This is a genomic window from Acinetobacter sp. X9 (genome assembly GCF_054889255.1).
Genome location: NZ_CM142679.1, coordinates 917,637 through 939,607, shown reverse-complemented (window position 1 = coordinate 939,607; position 21,971 = coordinate 917,637). Strand labels below are relative to the sequence as shown.

Sequence of the window (21,971 nt, the reverse complement as noted above, 5' to 3'; positions counted from 1 at the left end):
TTAAAATGCCAACACATCGATATAGACAGTCTATTTTTCCCTTTTCATTTAAACCAAAACATCTTGCTTTGGCTTTAGGCTTTTTTTTCACTAATCATTTATACGCTGGAAGCTTGAGTTATGCTGAAGCAGAACAACAAGCTTTGAAAAGTTCATATAGTACTCAAGCCAACCAAGCATTACAGCAAGCATCTCAATTAGAAGCTGAAGCAGTAAAGGGCCTCGGATTACCTAGAGTTGATTTGAATGTCAGAGCCTACGCTTTTCATAGTGAAACAGATGTTCCCCTCGGTTCTTTTAAACAAAAACTTGAGAATGATTTAAGCCAAGGGCTAAATGATAAACTTTCACAGTGGAACAATGTCATTCCATCAGATGTGCTGGGTCAAGTTCAAGAAGGTGCAAACCAAACCATACATGATGGTATAAATCGCTTTCCTGATTACGCAAACCTGACTATCGAAGATCAGGTGGTACGCCCTTCTATTTCAGTCGTAATGCCACTCTATACAGGCGGCTTAACCAGCAGTGCTAAAAAAATAGCAAATATACAAGCACAGCGTTCTGAACTTTCAAGCCAACAACAGCAAGATATACAGCGATTTGAAGTAGTACAAAGTTATTTTAATGTGCAATTACAGCAGCAGCTGGTCGCAAGTAGCTTATTTAACTTTAATGCGATGCAAAAACATTACAGCAATGCCCTAAAGCTCGAACAACAAGGATTTATTAGTAAAGGGCAACGCATGCAGTTTGAAGTCGCTCGTAATAATGCAGAACGTACTTTACAAAATGCTCAAGCTAACTTAAACGCCAGCCGCTTTAGCCTTAATAATCTTTTACATCAACAAAATAATGTCGATTTAAGTACACCATTATTTGTAAACAACACTCCCAGCCAGTCTCTAGAATCACTTTTAACCAGTTATTCACAAAAGTCTAGCCTTGTACAAAAGATGCAGATGGATACTCAACTGGCTAACGTAAATATTCAAGCTCAACAAGCAGCAAAAAAACCAAGTCTATTTGCATTTGGTGAATATGCGCTTGATGAAAATGAAAACTGGATTGTCGGTGTAATGGCAAAATACAACCTATTTTCTGGGGTAGATAAAAATAAGAATATTCATGCCGCTGAATTAAAGCGCTACGCTTCTGAACTCATGACTGAACGAACTAAACAAGAGATTGAAGCTCTTTTGAATAAATCATATAACGAACTCAACTCTGCTCAACAAAGTCATCAGCTTTTACAAAGAAACGTAAATGCTGCTCAAGAAAACCTACGTATCCAAGAACTTTCTTTCCGCGAAGGAATGGGTACAGCAACCCAAGTGATTGATGCTCAAAATGCATTAAGTGCGTTAAAAACTGAAATGGCTTTAAATGCTTATAAATATGTCATGTCACTCGCAACGCTATTACAAAGCCATGGTTCTATGGACCAGTTTAAAGCTTATGTCAATCAACCACATACCGACTATATTCGTTAATGGGAGTATAAAATGAATCAAGACTCAGCTCATTCAGAACAAGATTCTCCTGTTGCGGATACGGCAGAAACCACCCAAGTTCAAAAAGATGATCAAGTTAGTGACCATCAAGAATCAAACACAAATAAAGATGATTCAAAACCACCTAAAAACTCTAAAATTAAACTGATTATTGGTGTAATTATTATTGCCCTATTAGGTTTAATTATTTTTGGTTTGTGGAAAAGCTATCAGCCGAAACCTATTGAACTTCAAGGCCGAGTTGAAGCTGAAACTATTCACGTAAGTACAAAAGTTCCAAGTCGTATTGAAGAAATTTATGTACAAGAAGGCCAGAAAATTTCCAAAGGCCAGCCCCTTGTTCGTTTGGTTAGCCCTGAAATAGAAGCTAAAAAGCAACAAGCTTTGGCTACCTTACAATCGGCTTTAGCATTTCAATCTACGATAGATCGAGGTTCTCAACAAGAAAATATCGATACTCTTTATGCCAACTGGCAAAGTACGAAAGCACAAGCAAACCTTGCCAAAACTACTTACCAACGTGGCGAGAATTTATATAGACAAGGCGTCATTTCACGTCAAAGAAGAGATGAAATGCTTGCTGCACAAACTTCTGCTCAAGAATTAAGTGAAGCCTCTTATCAGCAATATGCCCGTGCAAAACGTGGCAGTACCAGCCAACAAAAATCTACAGCAGATGCACAGGTTGAAATTGCAAAAGCTGCAGTAGCTGAAGCAAAAGCTTTAGAGGAAGAGACACGTTTACTCTCACCTATTTCAGGCACAGTTTCAAAAACTTATGGTAAACCTTCCGAATTAGTCGCTATGGGCGTGCCTGTTGTTAGCATTTTAGAAGATGATGATTTATGGGTAAGTTTAAACGTCGGTGAAAATCAATATGCATCCGTTTATAAAAATAAAACCCTTGAAGGATTCATACCTGCTCTTAATCAGAAGGTGAATTTTAAAATTAAGAATATTGATGCTGAAGGTGAATTCGCCACCATTAAAACGACTCGCCAAACTGGAGGCTATGATATTCGTAGCTTCAAATTACATCTGGTGCCTGAAAGTCCTGTCAAAGATTTAAAGGTTGGCATGAGTGTTCTATTTAAAATTAAAGAAGAAAAATAAAGCATGTTTGCCAGTATATTACGGGAACTAAACTATCTAAAAAGCAATAAATGGGATTTGTGTATGGTGACACTTATCCCTGCTTTTATCATTTTTATATTTAGCAGCATGTTTTACGCAGGTAAAGCTGAACATTTACCGATCGCAATTATTGATCAGGACCAAAGTGAACTCAGCCGTAATATTGAAAAGTATCTTTCGTTGAATCATACAGTAGACATTAAAACAATTACGGTAAGCTCTGCGGAGGCTGAACAACTACTCAATGAAACCAAAATATGGGGTTATGTTTTCATTCCAGACGGTGCTGAAAAACGCTTCGTGAAAGCACAAGATGCTCAAATCAGCATTGCATTTAACCAGTCTTTTTTTAGTGTCGGGAACACGATTTCCTCCGCAATGTTGGTCAGTACCCTCAATGCTTTAGCAGACTATGCTGGTCAAAGTTATCTTGCAAATAGTATTCCCTATTTAGATGTTCCCACCGCTCATGTCAAAATCTCAACGCTTTATAACCCAAGCATGAGCTATGAGTTTTATTTAGAACCTTTCATGGTTCCTGCTGTATTGCACTTATTGTTATGTTGCTGTGTTGCCTTTGCTATTGGACAAGAACTTAAACGTGGCACATTAACAGCCTGGGTAAACCGAGAAAGTTTTATACAAGGCTTATTGGCTAAAAATTTGCTTTATAGCCTTATATTTTGTTTATGGACATGGTTATGGATGTTTTGGCTAGTCGAAATCCGTGGCTGGTTTGTAGCGGGTTCTCTTAGTTTATTGCTATGCGCACAGTTCCTACTTTATTTTGCCTACGCTTTGATTAGCAGCACAGTTATTTTAGCAACCAAAAATTTAAGCAAAACTTTTGGCTTTATTGCGGTATATGGCGGCTCTTCTTTAAGTTTCGCAGGCGTTACTCTGCCTTTGAATAATGCCCCTATTTTTACCAAGTTTTGGTCACTTATTATTCCCTATACCCCTTATGCCAAGCTTCAAACCGAGCAATGGGTGATCGGCAGTCCAGTTTTCATTTCAATGATCCCTTTTTTAATACTTATGGGTTATTGCCTGATTTACTTCTTTTTAAGTTGTCTATTGCTTAAAAAATTAGTTCGAGGGGCAACACAATGAATGAATTCTTTAAGGCTTATGGGCAAACATTTAAAGACATTGTAAGTAATAGCTCAGTTTTCACAACGCTAATTTTATCGGTCCTTCTTTATAGCTTTTTTTATCCTACCGCCTATAAAGCTGAACGAGCAGAATCTATTCCTATTGTGATTGTTGATGAAGAACAAAGCCTCTTAACTTCTCAATTAATCGGCCAGAGTGCAAATAGCCCCCATGTTCATATCGTTACCGTTACCAGCAATTTTTTACAAGCTGAACAAATGGTACGTGAGCAAAAAGCCGATGGTATTTTACTTTTACCAAATAACTTAACCCAAAGCTTACGCAGAGGAGAAACAGGTGGAATTGGCTTATACTTAAGCACAGCCAACTTTTTAAAAACTAAAGAAATTGGTTTAGGTCTAGCAACCTCAATAGAAGCTACATTAAAAGAATATATTGAAAAATTTGGACAGCGCACACATTTCCAGCCAGCGCTTTCTATTCATCAAGTGCCGTTATTTAACCCTCTTTCAGGATATGGAAGTTATATTTTTCCAGCTGTTGCATCTTTGATTATTCATCAAACGATTGTGCTAGGTTTGGCAATGTTAATAGCTAGCTATCGGGAGCAACATGAAAAAATTACAGCTGTTCGTTTTGCTGGAATCTTCGCAAGTATATTTACCATTGGCTGTTTAGGATGTTTTTATCTTTTCGGTTTTACCTTGTGGTTCAATGACTACCCACATGGTGGAAACTTCACTGGTTTACTAGTTGCTGTTCCAATTTTTATTAGTTGTGTGATTGGACTCGGCATGTTGATCGGTTCACTTTTGGATATGCCGGAACGTGCCGGACATATTATTGTGTTTAGCTCAGTACCTTTATTCTTACTAACTGGAGCTGCTTGGCCTCATCAAGCAATGCCTGAATGGCTACAATGGTTTGCGTGGTGTTTACCCTCAACACATGCGGTACAAATGTTTGTGCAACTTAATCAGATGGGTGTTCCATTAGCCACGGTTGTACCAAAACTGATTTTTCTTGGAACCCTTGGATTAATATTGGTGGGTTTATCTTATTATCGGCTTGTTAAAAAATCTTCTTCATAAAATAAAAAAGGAAGCTTATGCTTCCTTTTTTATTTAAGTTTTACTTAGTCTTCAGAAGCATCTTCATTATTTGATACAGCTTCTTCGCTATCAGTTTCAGTAGTATCTACTTCGCCTTCGAGAAACTCTTCTTCATCTTCGACAGCCTCAATAGAAACAACGCCTACTAGAGTTTCTTCTTCGCTTAAGCGAATTAGACGTACACCTTGTGCATTACGACCAGTCATTGCAACTTCTGCTGCACGGGTACGAACTAATGTACCGCCATCAGAAATAAGTAACAATTCTTTGGTTTCGTCAATAGACACTGCACCAACAAGCTCACCGTTACGTTCGCTTGTCTTAATCGCAATTACACCCTTACCGCCACGCTTCTTGGTCGGGAAGTCATTTACTGGAGTACGCTTACCGTAACCATTGGCACTTGCACACAGTACTTCACCTGTTTCAGGTACAACTACAAGCGATACGATACGGCTTACTAAATTTGAATCTGCTGAATCGTCATTGTCATCTGATTCATCATTTTCAACATCTGCATCTTCTTCACTTAAAGTGCTGCTTGCAAAGCTCACGCGCATACCACGAACACCTTTCGCAGTACGACCCATTGAGCGTACGTCAGTCTCAGCAAAACGGATTGCCTTACCTTCGTTCGAGAACAACATGATTTGCTGATTACCATCAGTAATCGCAACACCAATTAAGGTATCTTCTTCATTGAGCTCAATTGCGCGTAAACCATTTGAACGGATGTTAGCGAATTGCTCTAAATCAACACGTTTAACCGTACCTGATGCTGTCGCCATAAATACGTAATGGTTTTCTGGGAACTCAGTCAAAGGCAAGATAGCTGTTACTGTTTCATTCGCATCTAAAGGTAACAAGTTCACAATCGGACGGCCTTTTGCACCACGTGATGCTTGAGGCACTTCAAACACACGAAGGCGATATACTTTACCTACGTTGGTAAAGCACAGCACAGTCGCATGGTTTGAAGCTACAATGAGATGTTGAATAAAGTCATCATCTTTCATTGAAGTTGCAGACTTACCACGTCCACCACGGCGCTGAGCCTGATAATCTGAAAGTGGTTGAGTTTTTGCATAACCTGTTTGTGAAACCGTTAATACAACTTGCTCTTCAGGAATTAAATCTTCACGGCTAAAATCAATACGTGATTCAATAATTTCAGTGCGACGTCCATCACCATACTGTTGTAGTACTAGTGCCAACTCTTCGCGAATTACAGCCATCAATAAATTGAAATCATTCAAAATCGCAGTAAGTTCAGCGATTTGACCTAAGATCTCAGTATATTCTGCATGTAATTTGTCTTGTTCAAGACCAGTTAAACGATGTAAACGTAATTCTAAAATTGCGCCTACTTGTGTTGGTGATAAACGGTAAATTGAATCGGTTAGACCAAATGGACGATTTGGATCTTCACCTTCGATTTCATCTGGACGAACAGAAATTGCGCCAGCTTTTTCAAGTAATGAAACGACACCACCACCTGCCCACTCACCTGCAAGTAAACGCTCACGCGCTTCAGCAGGGTTAGCAGAAGTTTTAATCGTCTCGATAATTTCATCGATATTGGCTAAAGCAACGGTTAAGCCTTCTAAGATATGACCACGTTCACGTGCTTTACGCAGTTCGAACATGGTACGGCGTGTCACAACTTCTTGGCGGTGACGGATAAATGCCGCAATAATATCTTTCAGATTCATCAATTTTGGTTGTCCATTGTCTAGACAAACCATGTTGATGCTGAATGAGTTTTCAAGTTGAGTATTTAAGAATAAGTTATTTACAACGACTTCAGCGTTTTCACCACGCTTTAAGTCAATTGCAATACGCATACCTTCTTTGTCAGACTCATCACGAAGTTCTGAAATACCTTCAAGTTTTTTCTCTTTCACTAACTCGGCAATACGTTCAATAACTCTTGCTTTGTTTACTTGATATGGAATTTCAGTAAAGACGATGGTTGTACGGCCTGTCTTTTCATCTTCTTCGAAATGGTACTTACCACGAATATGTAAGCGGCCTTTACCTGTACGGTAGGCATCAACAATACCTGATTTACCGTAAATAATACCGCCTGTAGGGAAGTCAGGACCCGTAATGTATTCCATCAATCCTTCAATCGAGATGTTCGGATTGTCAGCATAGGCTAAGCACGCATTCACAACTTCTGTCATGTTATGCGGTGCCATGTTGGTTGCCATACCTACGGCAATACCAGCAGCGCCATTAATTAACAAGTTAGGAACACGTGTCGGAAGTACTTCTGGAATACGCTCAGATCCGTCGTAGTTATCTTCCCAGTCAACCGTGTCTTTTTCTAGATCTGCAAGAAGCTCGTGTGCAAGCTTGGTCATACGGACTTCGGTATAACGCATCGCAGCTGCGCTATCACCATCAATCGAACCGAAGTTACCCTGACCATCTACCAATAAATAACGTAAGCTAAAGTCCTGAGCCATACGTACAATGGTTTCATAAACAGCTGAGTCACCATGAGGGTGATATTTACCGATTACGTCCCCAACAACACGCGCAGATTTCTTGTAGGCTTTGTTATAGTCATTGCCCAATTCGTGCATGGCATAAAGCACACGACGGTGAACAGGTTTCAGACCGTCTCTCACATCCGGCAATGCACGAGATACGATTACACTCATCGCGTAATCTAAATATGAATGCTTGAGTTCGTCCTCAATGGCAATCGGTCGGATTTCCGATACGCTCATGCATACTCCTTCTTACAGATAGAAATTTCCATCTGCTTATATGTCTTGATCTTGCAAAAAATTTAGTTCCGGAAACTGAACTAAAATCGAAAAAAATATAGCTGTATACTATAGCATAAAAGCACTTTGTAATGTGCGGAATCTACACTGCTAATCTGGTGATATTTGTATAATTTAATTGCATATTATTCTTATCATATCGCTATAACGAGCATGTTCTATTCTTAATAAAACTATGTGATTTTTATTCTATAAAAATCAAACCTCAAATAAAATAAAAGTCTCAGTTATACATTTCAGGACACTATCCATAATAAAAAAACCCCTAGTAAAAACTAAGGGTTTTTTAGCTTTAATCAGTAAAGATTAAAGTTTAGATACCAATTCTGGTACTACAGTGTTCAAATCACCAACTAACCAGTAGTCAGCAACACTGTTGATTGGCGCTTCTTCGTCTTTGTTGATTGCAACAATAACTTTAGAATCTTTCATACCAGCTAAATGCTGGATCGCACCAGAAATACCTACAGCAACATAAAGCTCAGGCGCAACGATTTTACCAGTTTGACCAACTTGGAAATCGTTAGGTACAAAGCCCGCATCAACTGCTGCACGTGAAGCACCTTGTGCTGCACCGAGCTTGTCAGCTAATGGATCAAGTACTTTATGGTAGTTCTCACCAGAACCTACACCACGACCACCAGAAACTACGATGCGAGCTGCAGTTAATTCTGGACGATCAAGCTTAACGATTTCTTCAGATACGAAGTGAGAAATACCCGCATCTTTTACTTCGCCAACTGTTTCAACAGCAGCTGAACCGCCTTCTGCAGCAACTGGATCAAATGCTGTACCACGAACGGTACCAACAATGATTGCTTCGTCAGATTGAACAGTTGCAATCGCGTTACCAGCGTAGATAGGACGCTTGAATGTGTTCGCAGATTCAACAGAAATAATATCTGTGATCATGCTTACATCAAGAAGAGCAGCAACACGTGGAAGAATGTTCTTACCAGTCGTTGTAGAAGCAGCTAAAACGTATTTGTAACCTTTAGCCAAGTCAGCAACTAAGCCAGCTACGTTTTCAGCTAATTGGTTTGCATAAGCAGCGTTGTCAGCAAGTAAAACTTTGCTTACACCAGCAACTTTAGCAGCAGCATCAGCAACTGCTTGAGCACCAGAACCAGCAACTAATACAGTAATATCACCACCGATTTTTTGTGCTGCAGCAACAACGTTTAAAGTAGCACCGTTAAGTACTTGGTTGTTGTGGTCAGCGATAACTAAAATACTCATGATTTTATCCTTCCGTATTAGATCACTTTCGCTTCATTTTTCAATTTTTCAACAAGCTCATCTACAGATTTCACTTGTACGCCAGCTTTACGTTCTGCTGGAGCTTCAACTTTAACAGTTTTAAGCTTAGTACCAGCTGTAACGCCATAATCCGCAGGAGATTTTGTATCAAGTGGCTTCTTACGAGCTTTCATGATGTTAGGCAATGCTGCATAACGTGGCTCGTTCAAACGCAAATCAGTCGTGATGATTGCAGGAAGTGTAAGTTCAACAGTTTGTAAACCACCGTCAACTTCACGAGTCACTTGTACTTTACCGCCATCAACTTTCACTTCAGAAGCGAATGTACCTTGACCAGCACCTAATAATGCACCAAGCATTTGACCTACTTGGTTAGAGTCATCATCAATTGCTTGTTTACCAAGAAGGATAAGTTCTGGTTTTTCAGCTTCAACAACACCTTTTAAAATTTTAGCAACTTCTAAAGCGCCAATTTCATCAGTAGTTTCAACCAAAATACCACGGTCTGCGCCTAGAGCCATTGCAGAACGGATTTGTTCTTGAGCTTCTTTAGGACCTACAGAAACAACAACGATTTCTGATACTGTTCCTTTTTCTTTTAAGCGAACCGCTTCTTCCACTGCGATTTCACAAAATGGGTTAATTGACATTTTTACGTTGGTAAGGTCAACCCCACTATTGTCCGGCTTAACACGAACTTTAACGTTGGCATCAACCACGCGTTTTACAGCAACAAGAGCCTTCATGTAATCCTCGGCTGTTCTAGCAAAAGTAAATGTTGAGAAAAGTATATTAACTCTTCAATTAAAATTTTTTAGGTACCCTATCTTGCAATGTGTTTGGCATTTCGGTCAAGTCACAATTTCCGCTACTGCTATAAAAAAGATGAAATGCTCAGTTCATAAAAAAATTTTAAACTGCTATGAGGATCTATTTTATTCTTTTTAAACTCTATTTTATATATTGATTTTTATTATCTTTTTATCTTATTTAGCATATTAGCTAGAAACATAAGATTACTTTTTAAAGCCTTCAATTCAAGGTTTTTTAGACCCAGTCGTCCACAAAATACTCAAAGATCAAAATTGTCAATTGGGTAGTTTCCCTTATTTCTCTTAAACAAATTTGTAAAAAAATACAAATGATCTCTACATTCACCTAAAACATCTCAATTTAATTATCTTTGATTGAGTCTATTTTTTAACTTTTAGCTTTTATGTGCCCTTGGATGAGCTTGATCATACACTTGAGCCAAATGATCGAAATCAATATGGGTATAAATTTGTGTTGTAGATAAATTACTATGGCCTAGCATTTCTTGTACTGAACGCAAGTCACCGCTACTCGATAGCATATGGCTAGCAAAACAATGTCTGAGTAAATGTGGGTGTAAATCAACATTTACACCTGCTCTTTGTGCCTGAAGCTTCACTCGTTTTTCAATTTGCCTTGGAGTGAGCGCCCCTCCTCGTAAGGAAATAAAAACAAAATCATTTTGATCAAAATATCCTTTCCAAATTGTATAAACTTTCAACCAGTTCAATAGGCTTTCTTTTGCTTTTTTCCCAAATGGTACTATACGTGTTTTATTTCCTTTACCTGTAATACGAACAAGTTGGCGATTAAAATCTACATCCTTAACTGTTAAACCCTGCAATTCAGCCAAACGTAAACCACTTGAGTAAAGTAACTCGAGCATCGCTTTATCTCTTAACCACAATTGCTGATCAACCGGTTTTTCTGGCATAGGTTGATCCAAAATTTGATTAACCGTTTCTATGTCGATCATGCCTGGTAAAGGTCTAGGTTGGCGTTTTAACTTAAAATCGTCAGTAGGATTAATTTCTAGATATTTGCCTTGTTCAGCCCACTTCATAAACTGGCGAATTGAAGTGAGATGGCGTTGCATACTACTTGAACTTAACTGGTCCTGTTCGACACGCTGCGCTAGGTACTCTCTTAAATCTGAAGCTTCAATATTTCTCAAATCTAGTTGTTTGTGCTCGCAGAATTCAAGAAAGCTTTTAACATCTCTTTCATAAGCCGTAATTGTATGCTCAGATTGATTCTGTATTTTTCTTTCTTTTAACCACATTGAGAGCAGCTGTAATGCAAAATCCAAATTGCTCTCCATTTATTTGCTCATTTTTTTGAGTGTACCAAAAACTATGTGATCATGAAAATTTGATACCGCACAATCTAATGCTGATCTAATTTATATATTACAATTTAAACCAAGTATTCATTGGACCATGCCGCCATGACCACCATACTCATTCCTTATTTAATTGCGATTACCTTACTTACACTGACCCCGGGTTTAGATACGACTTTAATTATTCGTACAGCAACACTTGAAGGTAAATCGAAAGCGTTTCAAGCAGCGGTCGGCATTAGCCTTGGCTGTATTGTATGGGGAATTATGGTTGCCTGTGGTCTAGGTGCTTTGCTCATGGCATCTGATCTCGCTTTTAATATTCTAAAATGGATGGGAGCAGCTTATCTAGCATGGTTAGGTTTAAATATGATTTTAAAACCACGTAGCCAACTTGCAGATATTCAAGAGAATAGTTCAAATACCTCTCCTTCACAAAATTGGTTTATTAAAGGCTTTTTGGGTAATTTACTTAATCCCAAAGTTGGTATTTTTTATATTTCATTTCTTCCACAGTTTATTCCACCACAAGCATCGGCAGTTACTTGGGTGATGGGACTGGTAATGATTCATGTCCTCATTGGAATGTTATGGTCAACTTTATTAATTTTGGCTATGCAACCACTGTCACGTTATTTAAAACAGCCTAAATTTGTGAAATATATGGACCGAATTACTGGCAGTATTTTTGTGTTGTTTGCTTTGAAATTAGCTTTGAGTAAAAGATAAATTTTAAAAAGCGTGCTAACACAGCACGCTTCCGTTTTTAAAAACTTACTTCATCTTTTTTAAATAATCTTTAATTTGTGTGGCCACTTCATCAGCATGTTTTTCTGCCAACTGATGATCTCCACCTTTAACAATATGCAGCCTTGAATTTTTAAATATCTGATTTAAGTATGTTCCCACTTCAACTGGGCTTACTGGATCTTGATCACCCCAGATTAATAAGATTTCGACATTTATGTCTGACAGAAACTCTTCATAGTTGGCATTCGTCGTAATAAACCAATCTGGATATTTTAAAAATGCTTGGCGATATGCTTCACGCCAGTCTTGCACATTAAATCGCTTAAGGTTAATTCCACCAGAAGTTGCAATCAAAACCAGCCCTTTCACCAGTTGAGGTTTTTGCAACGCTGCGGCAACGGCAAAAATCCCCCCCCATTGATTGAGCAACAATTATAGATTCTTCATTAATTTGATCGACCACATAATTTGTTAGGTCTTCAAAACTCTTCACTTCAAGGGATTCTGGTGTATCGCCAAAACCGGGGTAACCAATAATTTTTGTACGATACTGCTGAGGTAATTTTTCAATTAAGGGATGCCAAAATGTCGTACTGCCTGATGCGCCGGGTAAGAAAATTAAATTCATATCATACTTCTTCTAATTGGGTTAATAATGGTTTTAGTATTTCTTTCCCTCTTAACTGCTGTAACCATATTTGTGGTATCCCTTCATATCCAAACACAATTCCTGCCAATCCTCCTGCAACACATGCGGTTGTATCGGTATCTTGTCCTAAGGCAATAGCTGTTTTAATGACATCTTCATAATTATCTTGTTGCAGAGCGAAACGAGCTGAATGTAAACAATCCACTACGTAACCGCTGCCCGATATTTTTTTCTCATGTGTTGAATCAATAATATGATTGAGTTCTTGTTGTTCATTAAAACTATTTTTATAAAGTTGCATCAATATGGAAATACTAGATTTCCAAGCATCATTAACTGATTGTCCTTTCAATAAATACTTTGCCCATAAGCAATATAAAGCACAGCAAATTTTTGATCGAAGATGAGCATGGGTCAAATGAGACTGCTGATAGGCTAACTCAACTAATTGCTGATCAGATCCCCTATACCATAATGCCAAAGGTAATGTGCGCATCAACGCTCCATTACCATTCGAATGTTCATCTGTATTAGCCATCTCTTCTACAGACACCCCAGCTTCATAACGTTGTAACGCCTGAGCAGTTTGCACTCCAATATCAAACACTTGATAATCAACCGCCATATAACCATAACGGTACCAATTGCGAAGACGGTTAGCAAAATCGATGCTATCGAGTTTTTGACAATGTAATAGTGATGCCAATAAGCATAGAGCCTGAGCTCCATCATCTGACCATGTTCCAATTGGAATATCTGGATAAGTTCGCCTAAAATCTTTAGGTGGAATCATATCAATATGTGAGTAAAGTGGAAGCTGCAAAGCTGAATGAAATTCATATGGTACACCGACTGCATCACCAATCAGCAGACCATAAATTGCTCCTCTAATTTTATTTTGCATTTTTCTCTCAATATTTATTCTTGTAAAAATAAAGGGGAAAGACCTTATTTTAAGATCTTTCCCCTGAGACAAATCTTACTTAGCCTTGAAAATAACGTAAATCCAAACGCCCATCATATACATGAGTTGTTGGACCAGTCATCCAGACCACATCGCCTTCTTGCCATTCAATTTGTAACTTACCACCAGCAAGTTCAACTTCAACTGAATTCGCAAGTAAGCCACGGCGCATACCACTTACTGCAGCAGCACATGCTCCTGTACCACATGCTAGTGTTTCACCTACACCACGTTCAAATACACGTAAGCGCACATGTTTTTCATCAATTACTTGCATAAAGCCAGCATTAACACGTTCAGGGAACCGTTTATGTGACTCGACTTGTGGGCCAATGCCAGCAACATCTGCAGTTAATACATCTGGAACAATAGTGACAGCGTGAGGATTGCCCATATTAACCACATCAATATTAATGTTCTGGTCGTTAGCTAACTCAAGTGTATATAAAGCTTCAGGTTGTTCTGCAATGAATGGAATTTCATTCGGCAAGAACTTCGGGTAGCCCATATTGACGCGAACCCAGCCATTTTGTCCCAACTCAGGTTTTACAATACCTGCTTTGGTTTGGACAGTAATACTCGTTTTGGTTGTTAAATGACGCTCATGTACAAAGCGAGCAAAACAGCGTACACCGTTACCGCATTGTTCAACTTCAGAACCATCAGCATTAAAAATACGATATTTAAAATCTGCTTCCGGTAAATCTGGTGGTTCAACAATTAAAAGCTGATCAAAACCGATGCCAAAATGACGATCGGCTAAGCGTTGAATTGTTTCTGTATCTAAATAAGCACGTTGGCTGATTAGATCAACCACCATAAAGTCATTGCCTAGGCCATGCATTTTAGTAAATTCTAACAACATTTCATTTACTCCTCAGGCAACAAGCGTTCATTTTCCCAAAGGGATTCAACCGTTTCACGCTCACGAATCAAATGGGCTTTATCGCCTGATACCATCACTTCTGCAGCACGGCCACGTGTATTGTAATTTGAACTCATTACAAAACCATAAGCGCCAGCGCCAAGAACAGCTAACAAGTCATTTTCTTTTAAAGCCAATGAACGATCTTTACCAATGAAATCACCCGTCTCACAGATTGCACCCACAAGATCCCAAGTTTTTTCTTCAGTATCTGAACTTGGCACTACAGGTTGGATATCCATCCACGCTTCATATAAAGCAGGGCGAATTAAATCATTCATTGCTGCATCAATAATGGCAAAGTTACGGTGGCTCGTTGGCTTGAGCAAATCAACTTTGGTTAAAAGCACACCTGCATTTGCACTAATGCTACGACCCGGTTCCATATAAACCTTGAGACCTAACTTTTCTAAAGCAGGTTTCATTGAGTTGGCATATTCTTCAACACTTGGCGGCGTTTCATCTTTATAACAAACACCTAAACCACCACCGATATCGATGTGTTTAAGAGTAATACCAAGTTTTTTTAGTTCTTCGATCATCAACATGACACGATCTAAAGCATCAACGAATGGTTTAGTCTCGGTTAATTGCGAACCGATGTGACAGTCAATGCCTATGATTTCAAGGTTTGGTAAAGATGCAGCATATTGATAAGTTTCATAAACGGTATCACTTGGAATACCAAATTTATTTTCTTTTAAGCCTGTTGAAATATAAGGATGAGTTTTTGCATCTACGTCTGGATTTACACGTAAAGAAATTGGCGCTTTTTTGCCTAGACGAGCTGCAACTTTTTGAAGACGGTCTAGTTCTGCATAAGACTCTACGTTAAAGCAAGCAATGCCTACATTTAACGATGTTTCGATATCGGCTTCAGTTTTACCTAACCCAGAAAAAACAACTTTAGATGCATCTCCACCCGCTTTTAAAACGCGTGCAAGTTCACCACCTGACACAATATCAAAACCAGCACCAAGTTTTGCCAACACATTAAGAACAGCTATATTTGAGTTAGATTTCACCGCAAAACAGATTTGATGATCAATAAAATCAAAAGCACGGTCCATATCTAAGTAATGTTTTTCAAAAGCTGCTTTTGAATAAACATACAAAGGTGTGCCAAATTGCTGCGCAAGCTGCTCCATAGAACATTGCTCTGCGTGCAATACTCCATTAATGCGAGTGAAACTCATGAATGTGTCCTTATTTCAAAGCTTAAGGTGAAGTTGTTTGGGTTGGGGCTGATGCTTCAACTGACTGTTCAGCTTGTTCATCCTGTTGCACAACTTGTTTCTGTTCTTTATTACGATAGAGCAAGTATTTCGCACGTTTGTCATAATTCGGATCAGAAGGTAGCTGTAATGCTCCTGACTGACCACAAGCGCTAAGCAAAATACTGCTGCTCAATAAACTGATGAGGCAAATGACACGACGCATCTGAGCACCTGATTTAAACAATTCGATGCAGTATACCGTGATCATGCAAGCGGCTAAAGAGTAAACTTAAAGAGAAAAACAATATGCATAAAAAACGCCAGCTTTTCAGCCAGCGTTTGATCATAAGCAAATAAATTTAATTACTTTTTATGACGTGGTTTATAGAAGAAGAAATAACCAATGATCAAGATAACAAACCAAATTGGGCTGACTTTAAGCGCTTTGAACGTATCTGGTTCTAAAGACAGCACATAAATCATGCCAATAAAGAAAATAATCGTGATCCAACATGTAAATAAGCCGCCCGGTAATTTAAACGTTGATTTTGCATGCAGCTCAGGACGCGTAGTGTAGTAACGGATATAACTCCAGATAATGAGTAGCCACACGCAAATGAACAGAATCGTTGAAAGTGTTGTTGCAAGCGTAAATGCCTCAACTGTATTTGGAACAAAATACTGTAATGCCGCACCTAACAATAAACACGCAGCAGAGAAATACAATGCATTTGCCGGTACCGCACGTCTGTTCAATTTACCAAAAGCTTTTGGTCCCTGATCTTCACGAGATAGACCAAACAACATACGGCTTGTTGAAAACACACCACTGTTCATTGATGACATCACTGATGACAATACCACCAAGTTCATCAAGATCGCTGCTGCTGCAACACCAGCTTGGCTAAACAAGTTTACAAATGGACTGATCGCAGGATCAATTTTATTCCAAGGTGTTACAGACATTACGATCAACAATGCCAATACATAGAAAATAATGATACGGATTGGAATTGAGTTAATTGCTTTTGGTAAGTTACGTGCTGGGTCTTTCGTTTCCGCAGCCGTTGTTCCCACAAGTTCTACACCAACGAAGGCAAAAATTGCGATTTGGAAGCCTGCCAAGAAACCATGTACACCTGTTGGGAAAAAGCCACCGTTAGCCCAAAGATGAGTAAATGATGCAACTTCACCTGTACTTGAGGTAAAGCCTGTAAAGATCATCCATAGACCCACAGCGATTAAAATAATAATCGCAAGAATCTTAATGAGCGCAAACCAGAACTCTAACTCACCAAACAAGCGAACTGTTAACAGGTTTAAACCCATAATAAATACAATCGCGGCAACACTGATCATTGCCCCTTCGACAGGCGAGAAAGGTAGACCATTATTGAAGAATTGTAAGTAGTAGATAATTGCAGAAAGGTCAGCGATACCAATCGTGATCCAACATAACCAGTATGTCCACCCTACAAAATAACCTGCCCATGGACCGATTAAGTCTGTTGTGAAGTCAATAAATGATTTATAGGCAAGGTTTGAAAGAAGTAATTCGCCAAGCGCACGCATGACAAAAAACACCATCACACCAATAATCAAATAAATGAATAAGATTGATGGACCAGCAAGGCTAATTGTTTTGCCTGATCCCATAAATAATCCGGTACCAATTGCACCACCAATCGCGATTAGTTGTAAATGCCGATTGGAGAGGCTTCGATGGAGCTCACCTTGTTCATGAGGCTCGCTCAGATTTTGATTCGACATTTTATAAATACACTCCAGTAATTTTTTAGTCCGTTAGCTAAATTCAAATCAAAAAGACGATATCGCACCATTTGCAGGTATCTTTTAAATGTATATTTTTTGACAACTTTTCAGCTAACCAATTTGTCTGTATTGCTGATGATTCCAAGCTACATACAATTAAATCCGATAATACGCACAAGCCTTTTGCAATACAACGGACTCTCAAGTCAACTTTTGCCGTACTTGTTTAACTTCCGCATATATAAAAAGACTACCTGTAAGGTAGTCTTTTCGATTAAGGATCAGGAAATAAATTTATATTTTGAAAATTTACTTTTGCTTATTCTTCAGTTTTTCTTCCCAGAATGTCGCATTTTTAATTCCTAATTTCACAGGGTCAAATGTGTACTCTTTTACTCCAGCTTTTTGCTGTGCTTCATAATCTTTCAGCGCTTTAATCGTTGGCTTCCATACAAAATATGTCACGATAATACCAACGATATTAATCCACGCCATTAAGCCCACACCGATATCACCAATTCCCCATATATAGCCAGTTGCACTTAATACTCCATAAGACACAGATAGAATAATAAAGCACTTCGTCACAAACAATAATGATGGAGATTTTGTAATATAACTTAGATAAGTAATGTTAGTTTCAGCAATATAGTAATACGCAACAATCGTTGTGAAGGCAAAGAAGAACACAGCTAAGGCAACAAAAATTTGGCCAAAATTACCAAACATTGTACTTACTGCCATTTGAGTAAATGCAGGAGAGCCAATTTCAACAGTAGCCCCAACATTCTGTACAATAAATTGGCCTGCTTCTAATGTACCTTGTACGTTATACATACCTGTAATTAAAATCATGAATGCTGTTGCAGAGCAGACGAATAATGTATCGACATAAATCGAGAATGCCTGCACAAAACCTTGTTGAGCCGGATGTTGAACTTCCGCTGCGGCAGCTGCGTGTGGCCCTGTTCCTTGCCCCGCCTCATTTGAATAAACACCACGTTTTACCCCCCAACCGATCGCTGCACCAAGACCCGCCATAGGAGAAAAAGCATCTTCAAAAATTAATTTGATTACTCCAGGTAATTCATGAATATTCGCAATAACAATCACAACAGCCATTAGAATATAACCAGCTGCCATAAAAGGAACAACGAATTCAGCAAAGCGTGCAATCCGTTTAATTCCACCAAAAATAATGATGGCGAGTAAACCCACAATCACTACAAGTGCTACAAGTTTAAATAAACCAATATCACCAAAAATAATTGCCCCTTCGCCTGTAATCTGGGTAAATGCCTTACCTACCGCATTTGCTTGAATGCCTGGTAAAAACAAACCACAGGCTACAATTGCTGAAATTGCAAATAAAACCCCTAACCAACGCTGACCTAAACCTCTATCAAAATAAAATGCTGGGCCACCGCGATATTGTCCTTGATACTCAACTTTATAGATTTGACCTAAAGTTGATTCTACATATGCCGTGCTCGCTCCTAAAAATGCAACCAACCACATCCAAAAGACAGCACCTGGTCCACCAAAACCAATTGCTGCCGCCACCCCTGCAATATTACCGACCCCAACTCGACCTGATAATGAAACGGCTAAAGCCTGAAAAGATGAAATCCCTTGTTCAGAAGAAGTACCTTTTATTAATAGTCTGGCCATTTCCTTCATTTGACGTACTTGAACAAACCTTGTCAAAATAGAAAAAAATAAACCCGCGCCTAAGCACAGGTAAATAAGTCCTTTACTCCAGATTATGCTATTTATCCAATCAACAATTTCTGCTGCACTCATAGATATCAACCTTTTGTATTTTTAAAATACAATACTCATATTATTTTGTTCGTTTTTCACTTCAGCAATATCTATGCCATATCAATAATAAACAGTTAGATACATACCTCAGTAAAAACACCTTCCTTGGGGATAGCTTAGATTTTTTATATCCACTGAAAACAAACTCTATCTGACTTGTAAAAATCCTATATCGTGTTATTTTTGGTGTCTTTCCCTTATTAGTTCCTTAGAAGCTCCCTTCAAACTCCTCATTATCTTTTATGAAAATTTTTGGAAATAAGAATGAAGAACTTCCTAAGAACTATATTTATATAATATCGAGCAAAATTTCAATTTTTTATGAGCAAAGTCAAAACTGTTTACCGTTGCGAGCAATGTGGTGCCGATCATCTTAAATGGGCTGGTCAGTGCTCAGAGTGTGGTGAATGGAATTCTCTGACTGAAGTTAAACTTGAGCCAACTACTGCTCACCGGGCACGCCCTAAAATTGGGGGCTATGCGGGTCAAGTTGCTAACATTACAACGCTAAATAAAGTTTCAGTTTCGCATGAAACCCGTTTACCTACAGGTATTAGCGAATTTGACCGAGTGCTTGGCGGCGGTTTGGTGACCGGTTCTGTGGTGCTGATTGGTGGTGACCCCGGTATTGGTAAATCAACCATTCTTTTGCAAACTGCGACCCATATGGCAAGCGCAAAAAGCTCTGCACTTTATATTACGGGTGAAGAATCTTTATCTCAGGTAGCGCTTCGTGCGCAACGTCTTGACCTGCCAACTGACCAATTAAAAGTCATGGCTGAAACCTGTGTAGAACGCATTTGTGAGGTTTTAGAACAAGAAAAACCTGTAGTCGCTATTCTAGATTCGATTCAAACACTTTATACAGAAACCCTCCAGTCAGCTCCGGGTGGTGTTTCACAAATTCGTGAATCTGCTGCTTTATTAACCCGTTATGCAAAAAATAGTGGCACAGCGCTATTCATTGTTGGCCATGTGACCAAAGAAGGTGCACTGGCAGGTCCGCGTGTTTTAGAGCATATGGTGGACTGCGTACTTTACTTTGAAGGTCAATCAGACTCTCGCTATCGCATGATTCGTGCTGTTAAAAACCGTTTTGGCGCCGTCAATGAGCTTGGCGTATTTGGCATGACTGATAAAGGCTTACGTGAAGTTGCTAACCCTTCTGCCATTTTCTTAAGTCGTTATGATGAAGCGATTCCCGGTTCAATTGTCATGATTAGCCGTGAAGGAACTCGCCCTCTTTTGGTCGAAGTGCAAGCTTTAGTTGATGATGCTCAAGGACAACCACGCCGTGTTGCACTTGGTCTGGAACAAAACCGTTTGAACATGCTGCTTGCTGTAATGCATCGTCATGGCGGCGTGCAAACCACTGGACAAGATGTATACGTCAACATTGTAGGTGGCTTAAAAATTACCGAAACAGGTTCTGATTTGGCTGTCTTATTAGCCTGTGCTTCAAGTTTACGTACTAAAGCATTACCTCAACAACTTGCAGTTTTTGGTGAAGTTGGTCTCTCAGGTGAAATTCGTCCTGTTCCTAATGGTCAAGAGCGCTTAAAAGAAGCAGCAAAACATGGCTTTAAATATGTCATTTTACCAAGAGGAAACGCCCCTCAAAAGGCAATTCCGGGCGTACAAGTCATTGCTGTTGCTCGATTGCATGAAGCCTTGACCGAAGCCATGCAACTCAGCGATGAATTGACATAAAAAAACATACTTTTAAGGTTGAAATTTAAGGTAAATACCTGCATAAATACTATTGTAAATTAACTTTAAACAGGAATTTCCTATGGAAGTACACCAGCGTGGCTTGATTACCGGTATTTTAATGGCTGCTTTAGCAATTTCGCCTCTTGCTGAAGCTAAACGTGCAGGTGGTGGTAAAAGCCACGGTATGGCACGATCTACCACTTCAAGCCAGTCTTATCAACAACCTCGTCAAGTGACTCCAGTTCAACAAACTACTACAGCGCCTCAGAAATCTGGTCCAGGCGTTGGTTCAATGGTTGCAGCTGGTGTGGCTGGTGCTGCCGTAGGTGCTGTTGCAGCAAATGCTTTAGCTGATGACAAACCCACATCTACTGAACAACAAGCAACACAGGCGCAAGCACAAGAAGAGAAAAAAGGTGGTATTCCAAGTTGGATTTGGGTATTACTTGCAGCAGCTCTAGCTTTCTTTGTATTCCGTAAATTGGGATCAAAAAAAAAATTAGCAGCTAATAATCCCTACGCACCAAATAATGGCGGTCAAAACCCATTTAGCCGTTCTGCTGCACCACAAGCAACTCCACGCAATGCTGGCGATAATACAAATATCTTTGGTCAATCTGTGGGTGGCGGTGCAGCAACGCAAGCGCCTTTTGGCGGTGTTACAACGAGCAATGGCAATCAACTTCCAGATGGTAGTGAACCTGCTGCGTTCTTACGTATTGCACGTCAACGTTTTAATCACATCCAATCGATGAATACTGCAAGTAACATTGAAGAAATTCGCCGTTACTTAACACCAGAACTTTATAGTTCTATGTATAACGACATCATGGCAAACCAAGATCAAGACGTTGCTGAATTTAGTAACTTGAATGCGATGGTTGTAGATAGTGCGACTGAAAATGGTCAATACGTAGTAAGCGTACGTTTCACTGGTACAGTAAGTGAAGACCTAAACAGCTTGCCACAACCGTTTACCGAAATCTGGCACTTTGTTAAACCTGCTGGCTCTCAGCAAGACTGGGTTGTTGCAGGTATTCAACAAGCTTAAGCTAAATAAATCCTAA

17 protein-coding genes and 1 pseudogene are annotated in these 21,971 nt (G+C 39.2%); 7 read left to right on the top strand and 11 right to left on the bottom strand.

The features are described from left to right. The first annotated feature begins 5 nt into the window (after positions 1–5). The 4 genes from ACYU0V_RS04505 to ACYU0V_RS04490 are packed head-to-tail and all read left to right on the top strand — an operon-like array spanning position 6 to position 4,855. On the top strand, positions 6–1,493 hold the full coding sequence (locus tag ACYU0V_RS04505) for a TolC family protein (protein ID WP_170249320.1): 1,488 nt from the start codon (positions 6–8) through the stop codon (positions 1,491–1,493). 12 nt (positions 1,494–1,505) lie between these two features. Further along, positions 1,506–2,627: an HlyD family secretion protein gene (locus ACYU0V_RS04500; protein ID WP_461849218.1), complete on the top strand. Its 1,122-nt coding sequence runs from the start codon at positions 1,506–1,508 to the stop codon at positions 2,625–2,627. 3 nt (positions 2,628–2,630) lie between these two features. Beyond that, positions 2,631–3,761 carry an ABC transporter permease gene (locus ACYU0V_RS04495; protein ID WP_461849216.1) on the top strand — a complete coding sequence of 377 codons (1,131 nt, stop codon included), beginning with the start codon at positions 2,631–2,633 and terminating at the stop codon, positions 3,759–3,761. Further along, on the top strand, positions 3,758–4,855 hold the full coding sequence (locus ACYU0V_RS04490) for an A1S_2622 family ABC transporter permease subunit (protein ID WP_461849214.1): 1,098 nt from the start codon (positions 3,758–3,760) through the stop codon (positions 4,853–4,855). Before ACYU0V_RS04495 ends, ACYU0V_RS04490 begins: the two co-directional genes overlap by 4 nt. A gap of 44 nt (positions 4,856–4,899) precedes the next feature. On the opposite strand, the gene gyrA is transcribed toward ACYU0V_RS04490, so the two are convergent. The 4 genes from gyrA to xerA form a co-directional block, all read right to left on the bottom strand. Next, positions 4,900–7,614 carry a DNA gyrase subunit A gene (gyrA, locus tag ACYU0V_RS04485; protein WP_017480538.1) on the bottom strand — a complete coding sequence of 905 codons (2,715 nt, stop codon included), beginning with the start codon at positions 7,612–7,614 and terminating at the stop codon, positions 4,900–4,902. Positions 7,615–7,980: 366 nt separating this feature from the next. Next, positions 7,981–8,913, bottom strand: a complete 933-nt coding sequence (locus tag ACYU0V_RS04480) for an electron transfer flavoprotein subunit alpha/FixB family protein (RefSeq protein WP_002118921.1) — start codon at positions 8,911–8,913, stop codon at positions 7,981–7,983. Positions 8,914–8,930: 17 nt separating this feature from the next. Then, positions 8,931–9,680 carry an electron transfer flavoprotein subunit beta/FixA family protein gene (locus ACYU0V_RS04475; protein ID WP_002118903.1) on the bottom strand — a complete coding sequence of 250 codons (750 nt, stop codon included), beginning with the start codon at positions 9,678–9,680 and terminating at the stop codon, positions 8,931–8,933. 461 nt (positions 9,681–10,141) lie between these two features. Next, positions 10,142–11,029 carry a site-specific tyrosine recombinase/integron integrase gene (gene xerA / locus ACYU0V_RS04470; protein WP_461849905.1) on the bottom strand — a complete coding sequence of 296 codons (888 nt, stop codon included), beginning with the start codon at positions 11,027–11,029 and terminating at the stop codon, positions 10,142–10,144. Positions 11,030–11,194: 165 nt separating this feature from the next. Between xerA and ACYU0V_RS04465 the strand changes: the two genes are divergently transcribed. Beyond that, entirely contained in the window at positions 11,195–11,818 is a 624-nt protein-coding gene (locus ACYU0V_RS04465) for a LysE family translocator (protein WP_461849211.1), read from the top strand. 45 nt (positions 11,819–11,863) lie between these two features. Here the strand turns inward: ACYU0V_RS04465 and ACYU0V_RS04460 are convergent. The 7 genes and pseudogenes from ACYU0V_RS04460 to ACYU0V_RS04430 all read right to left on the bottom strand — a co-directional run bounded on the left by ACYU0V_RS04460 (position 11,864) and on the right by ACYU0V_RS04430 (position 19,170). Further along, positions 11,864–12,467, bottom strand: a pseudogene (locus ACYU0V_RS04460) (alpha/beta fold hydrolase). A gap of 1 nt (position 12,468) precedes the next feature. Beyond that, the gene (locus tag ACYU0V_RS04455) at positions 12,469–13,392 is read right to left on the bottom strand and encodes an ADP-ribosylglycohydrolase family protein (protein ID WP_461849209.1); all 924 of its coding nucleotides are present in this window, start codon (positions 13,390–13,392) and stop codon (positions 12,469–12,471) included. A 79-nt stretch (positions 13,393–13,471) separates the two neighbouring features. Next, on the bottom strand, positions 13,472–14,317 hold the full coding sequence (gene dapF, locus ACYU0V_RS04450) for a diaminopimelate epimerase (RefSeq protein ID WP_002118553.1): 846 nt from the start codon (positions 14,315–14,317) through the stop codon (positions 13,472–13,474). Between the two features lie 5 nt (positions 14,318–14,322). Then, complete coding sequence (gene lysA / locus ACYU0V_RS04445; RefSeq protein ID WP_005067709.1) at positions 14,323–15,573, bottom strand: diaminopimelate decarboxylase; 1,251 nt, start codon at positions 15,571–15,573, stop codon at positions 14,323–14,325. Between the two features lie 22 nt (positions 15,574–15,595). Then, complete coding sequence (gene lptM, locus ACYU0V_RS04440) at positions 15,596–15,817, bottom strand: LPS translocon maturation chaperone LptM (protein WP_016140224.1); 222 nt, start codon at positions 15,815–15,817, stop codon at positions 15,596–15,598. A gap of 140 nt (positions 15,818–15,957) precedes the next feature. Further along, the gene (locus tag ACYU0V_RS04435) at positions 15,958–17,364 is read right to left on the bottom strand and encodes an amino acid permease (RefSeq protein ID WP_014207418.1); all 1,407 of its coding nucleotides are present in this window, start codon (positions 17,362–17,364) and stop codon (positions 15,958–15,960) included. 312 nt (positions 17,365–17,676) lie between these two features. Beyond that, the gene (locus tag ACYU0V_RS04430; RefSeq protein ID WP_049069154.1) at positions 17,677–19,170 is read right to left on the bottom strand and encodes an alanine/glycine:cation symporter family protein; all 1,494 of its coding nucleotides are present in this window, start codon (positions 19,168–19,170) and stop codon (positions 17,677–17,679) included. Between the two features lie 342 nt (positions 19,171–19,512). Between ACYU0V_RS04430 and radA the strand changes: the two genes are divergently transcribed. Next, positions 19,513–20,901: a DNA repair protein RadA gene (gene radA, locus ACYU0V_RS04425; RefSeq protein ID WP_005073053.1), complete on the top strand. Its 1,389-nt coding sequence runs from the start codon at positions 19,513–19,515 to the stop codon at positions 20,899–20,901. Positions 20,902–20,983: 82 nt separating this feature from the next. Beyond that, the gene (locus ACYU0V_RS04420) at positions 20,984–21,955 is read left to right on the top strand and encodes a Tim44 domain-containing protein (RefSeq protein WP_416659301.1); all 972 of its coding nucleotides are present in this window, start codon (positions 20,984–20,986) and stop codon (positions 21,953–21,955) included. Positions 21,956–21,971: the final 16 nt, after the last annotated feature.

Bases quoted from the DNA above. Each gene is read 5' to 3' on its own strand.
- ACYU0V_RS04505 (WP_170249320.1), top strand. From the start codon at position 6: ATGCCAACACATCGATATAGACAGTCTATTTTTCCCTTTTCATTTAAA.
- ACYU0V_RS04500 (WP_461849218.1), top strand. From the start codon at position 1,506: ATGAATCAAGACTCAGCTCATTCAGAACAAGATTCTCCTGTTGCGGAT.
- ACYU0V_RS04495 (WP_461849216.1), top strand. From the start codon at position 2,631: ATGTTTGCCAGTATATTACGGGAACTAAACTATCTAAAAAGCAATAAA.
- ACYU0V_RS04490 (WP_461849214.1), top strand. From the start codon at position 3,758: ATGAATGAATTCTTTAAGGCTTATGGGCAAACATTTAAAGACATTGTA.
- gyrA (WP_017480538.1), bottom strand. From the start codon at position 7,614: ATGAGCGTATCGGAAATCCGACCGATTGCCATTGAGGACGAACTCAAG.
- ACYU0V_RS04480 (WP_002118921.1), bottom strand. From the start codon at position 8,913: ATGAGTATTTTAGTTATCGCTGACCACAACAACCAAGTACTTAACGGT.
- ACYU0V_RS04475 (WP_002118903.1), bottom strand. From the start codon at position 9,680: ATGAAGGCTCTTGTTGCTGTAAAACGCGTGGTTGATGCCAACGTTAAA.
- xerA (WP_461849905.1), bottom strand. From the start codon at position 11,029: ATGTGGTTAAAAGAAAGAAAAATACAGAATCAATCTGAGCATACAATT.
- ACYU0V_RS04465 (WP_461849211.1), top strand. From the start codon at position 11,195: ATGACCACCATACTCATTCCTTATTTAATTGCGATTACCTTACTTACA.
- ACYU0V_RS04455 (WP_461849209.1), bottom strand. From the start codon at position 13,392: ATGCAAAATAAAATTAGAGGAGCAATTTATGGTCTGCTGATTGGTGAT.
- dapF (WP_002118553.1), bottom strand. From the start codon at position 14,317: ATGTTGTTAGAATTTACTAAAATGCATGGCCTAGGCAATGACTTTATG.
- lysA (WP_005067709.1), bottom strand. From the start codon at position 15,573: ATGAGTTTCACTCGCATTAATGGAGTATTGCACGCAGAGCAATGTTCT.
- lptM (WP_016140224.1), bottom strand. From the start codon at position 15,817: ATGCGTCGTGTCATTTGCCTCATCAGTTTATTGAGCAGCAGTATTTTG.
- ACYU0V_RS04435 (WP_014207418.1), bottom strand. From the start codon at position 17,364: ATGTCGAATCAAAATCTGAGCGAGCCTCATGAACAAGGTGAGCTCCAT.
- ACYU0V_RS04430 (WP_049069154.1), bottom strand. From the start codon at position 19,170: ATGAGTGCAGCAGAAATTGTTGATTGGATAAATAGCATAATCTGGAGT.
- radA (WP_005073053.1), top strand. From the start codon at position 19,513: ATGAGCAAAGTCAAAACTGTTTACCGTTGCGAGCAATGTGGTGCCGAT.
- ACYU0V_RS04420 (WP_416659301.1), top strand. From the start codon at position 20,984: ATGGAAGTACACCAGCGTGGCTTGATTACCGGTATTTTAATGGCTGCT.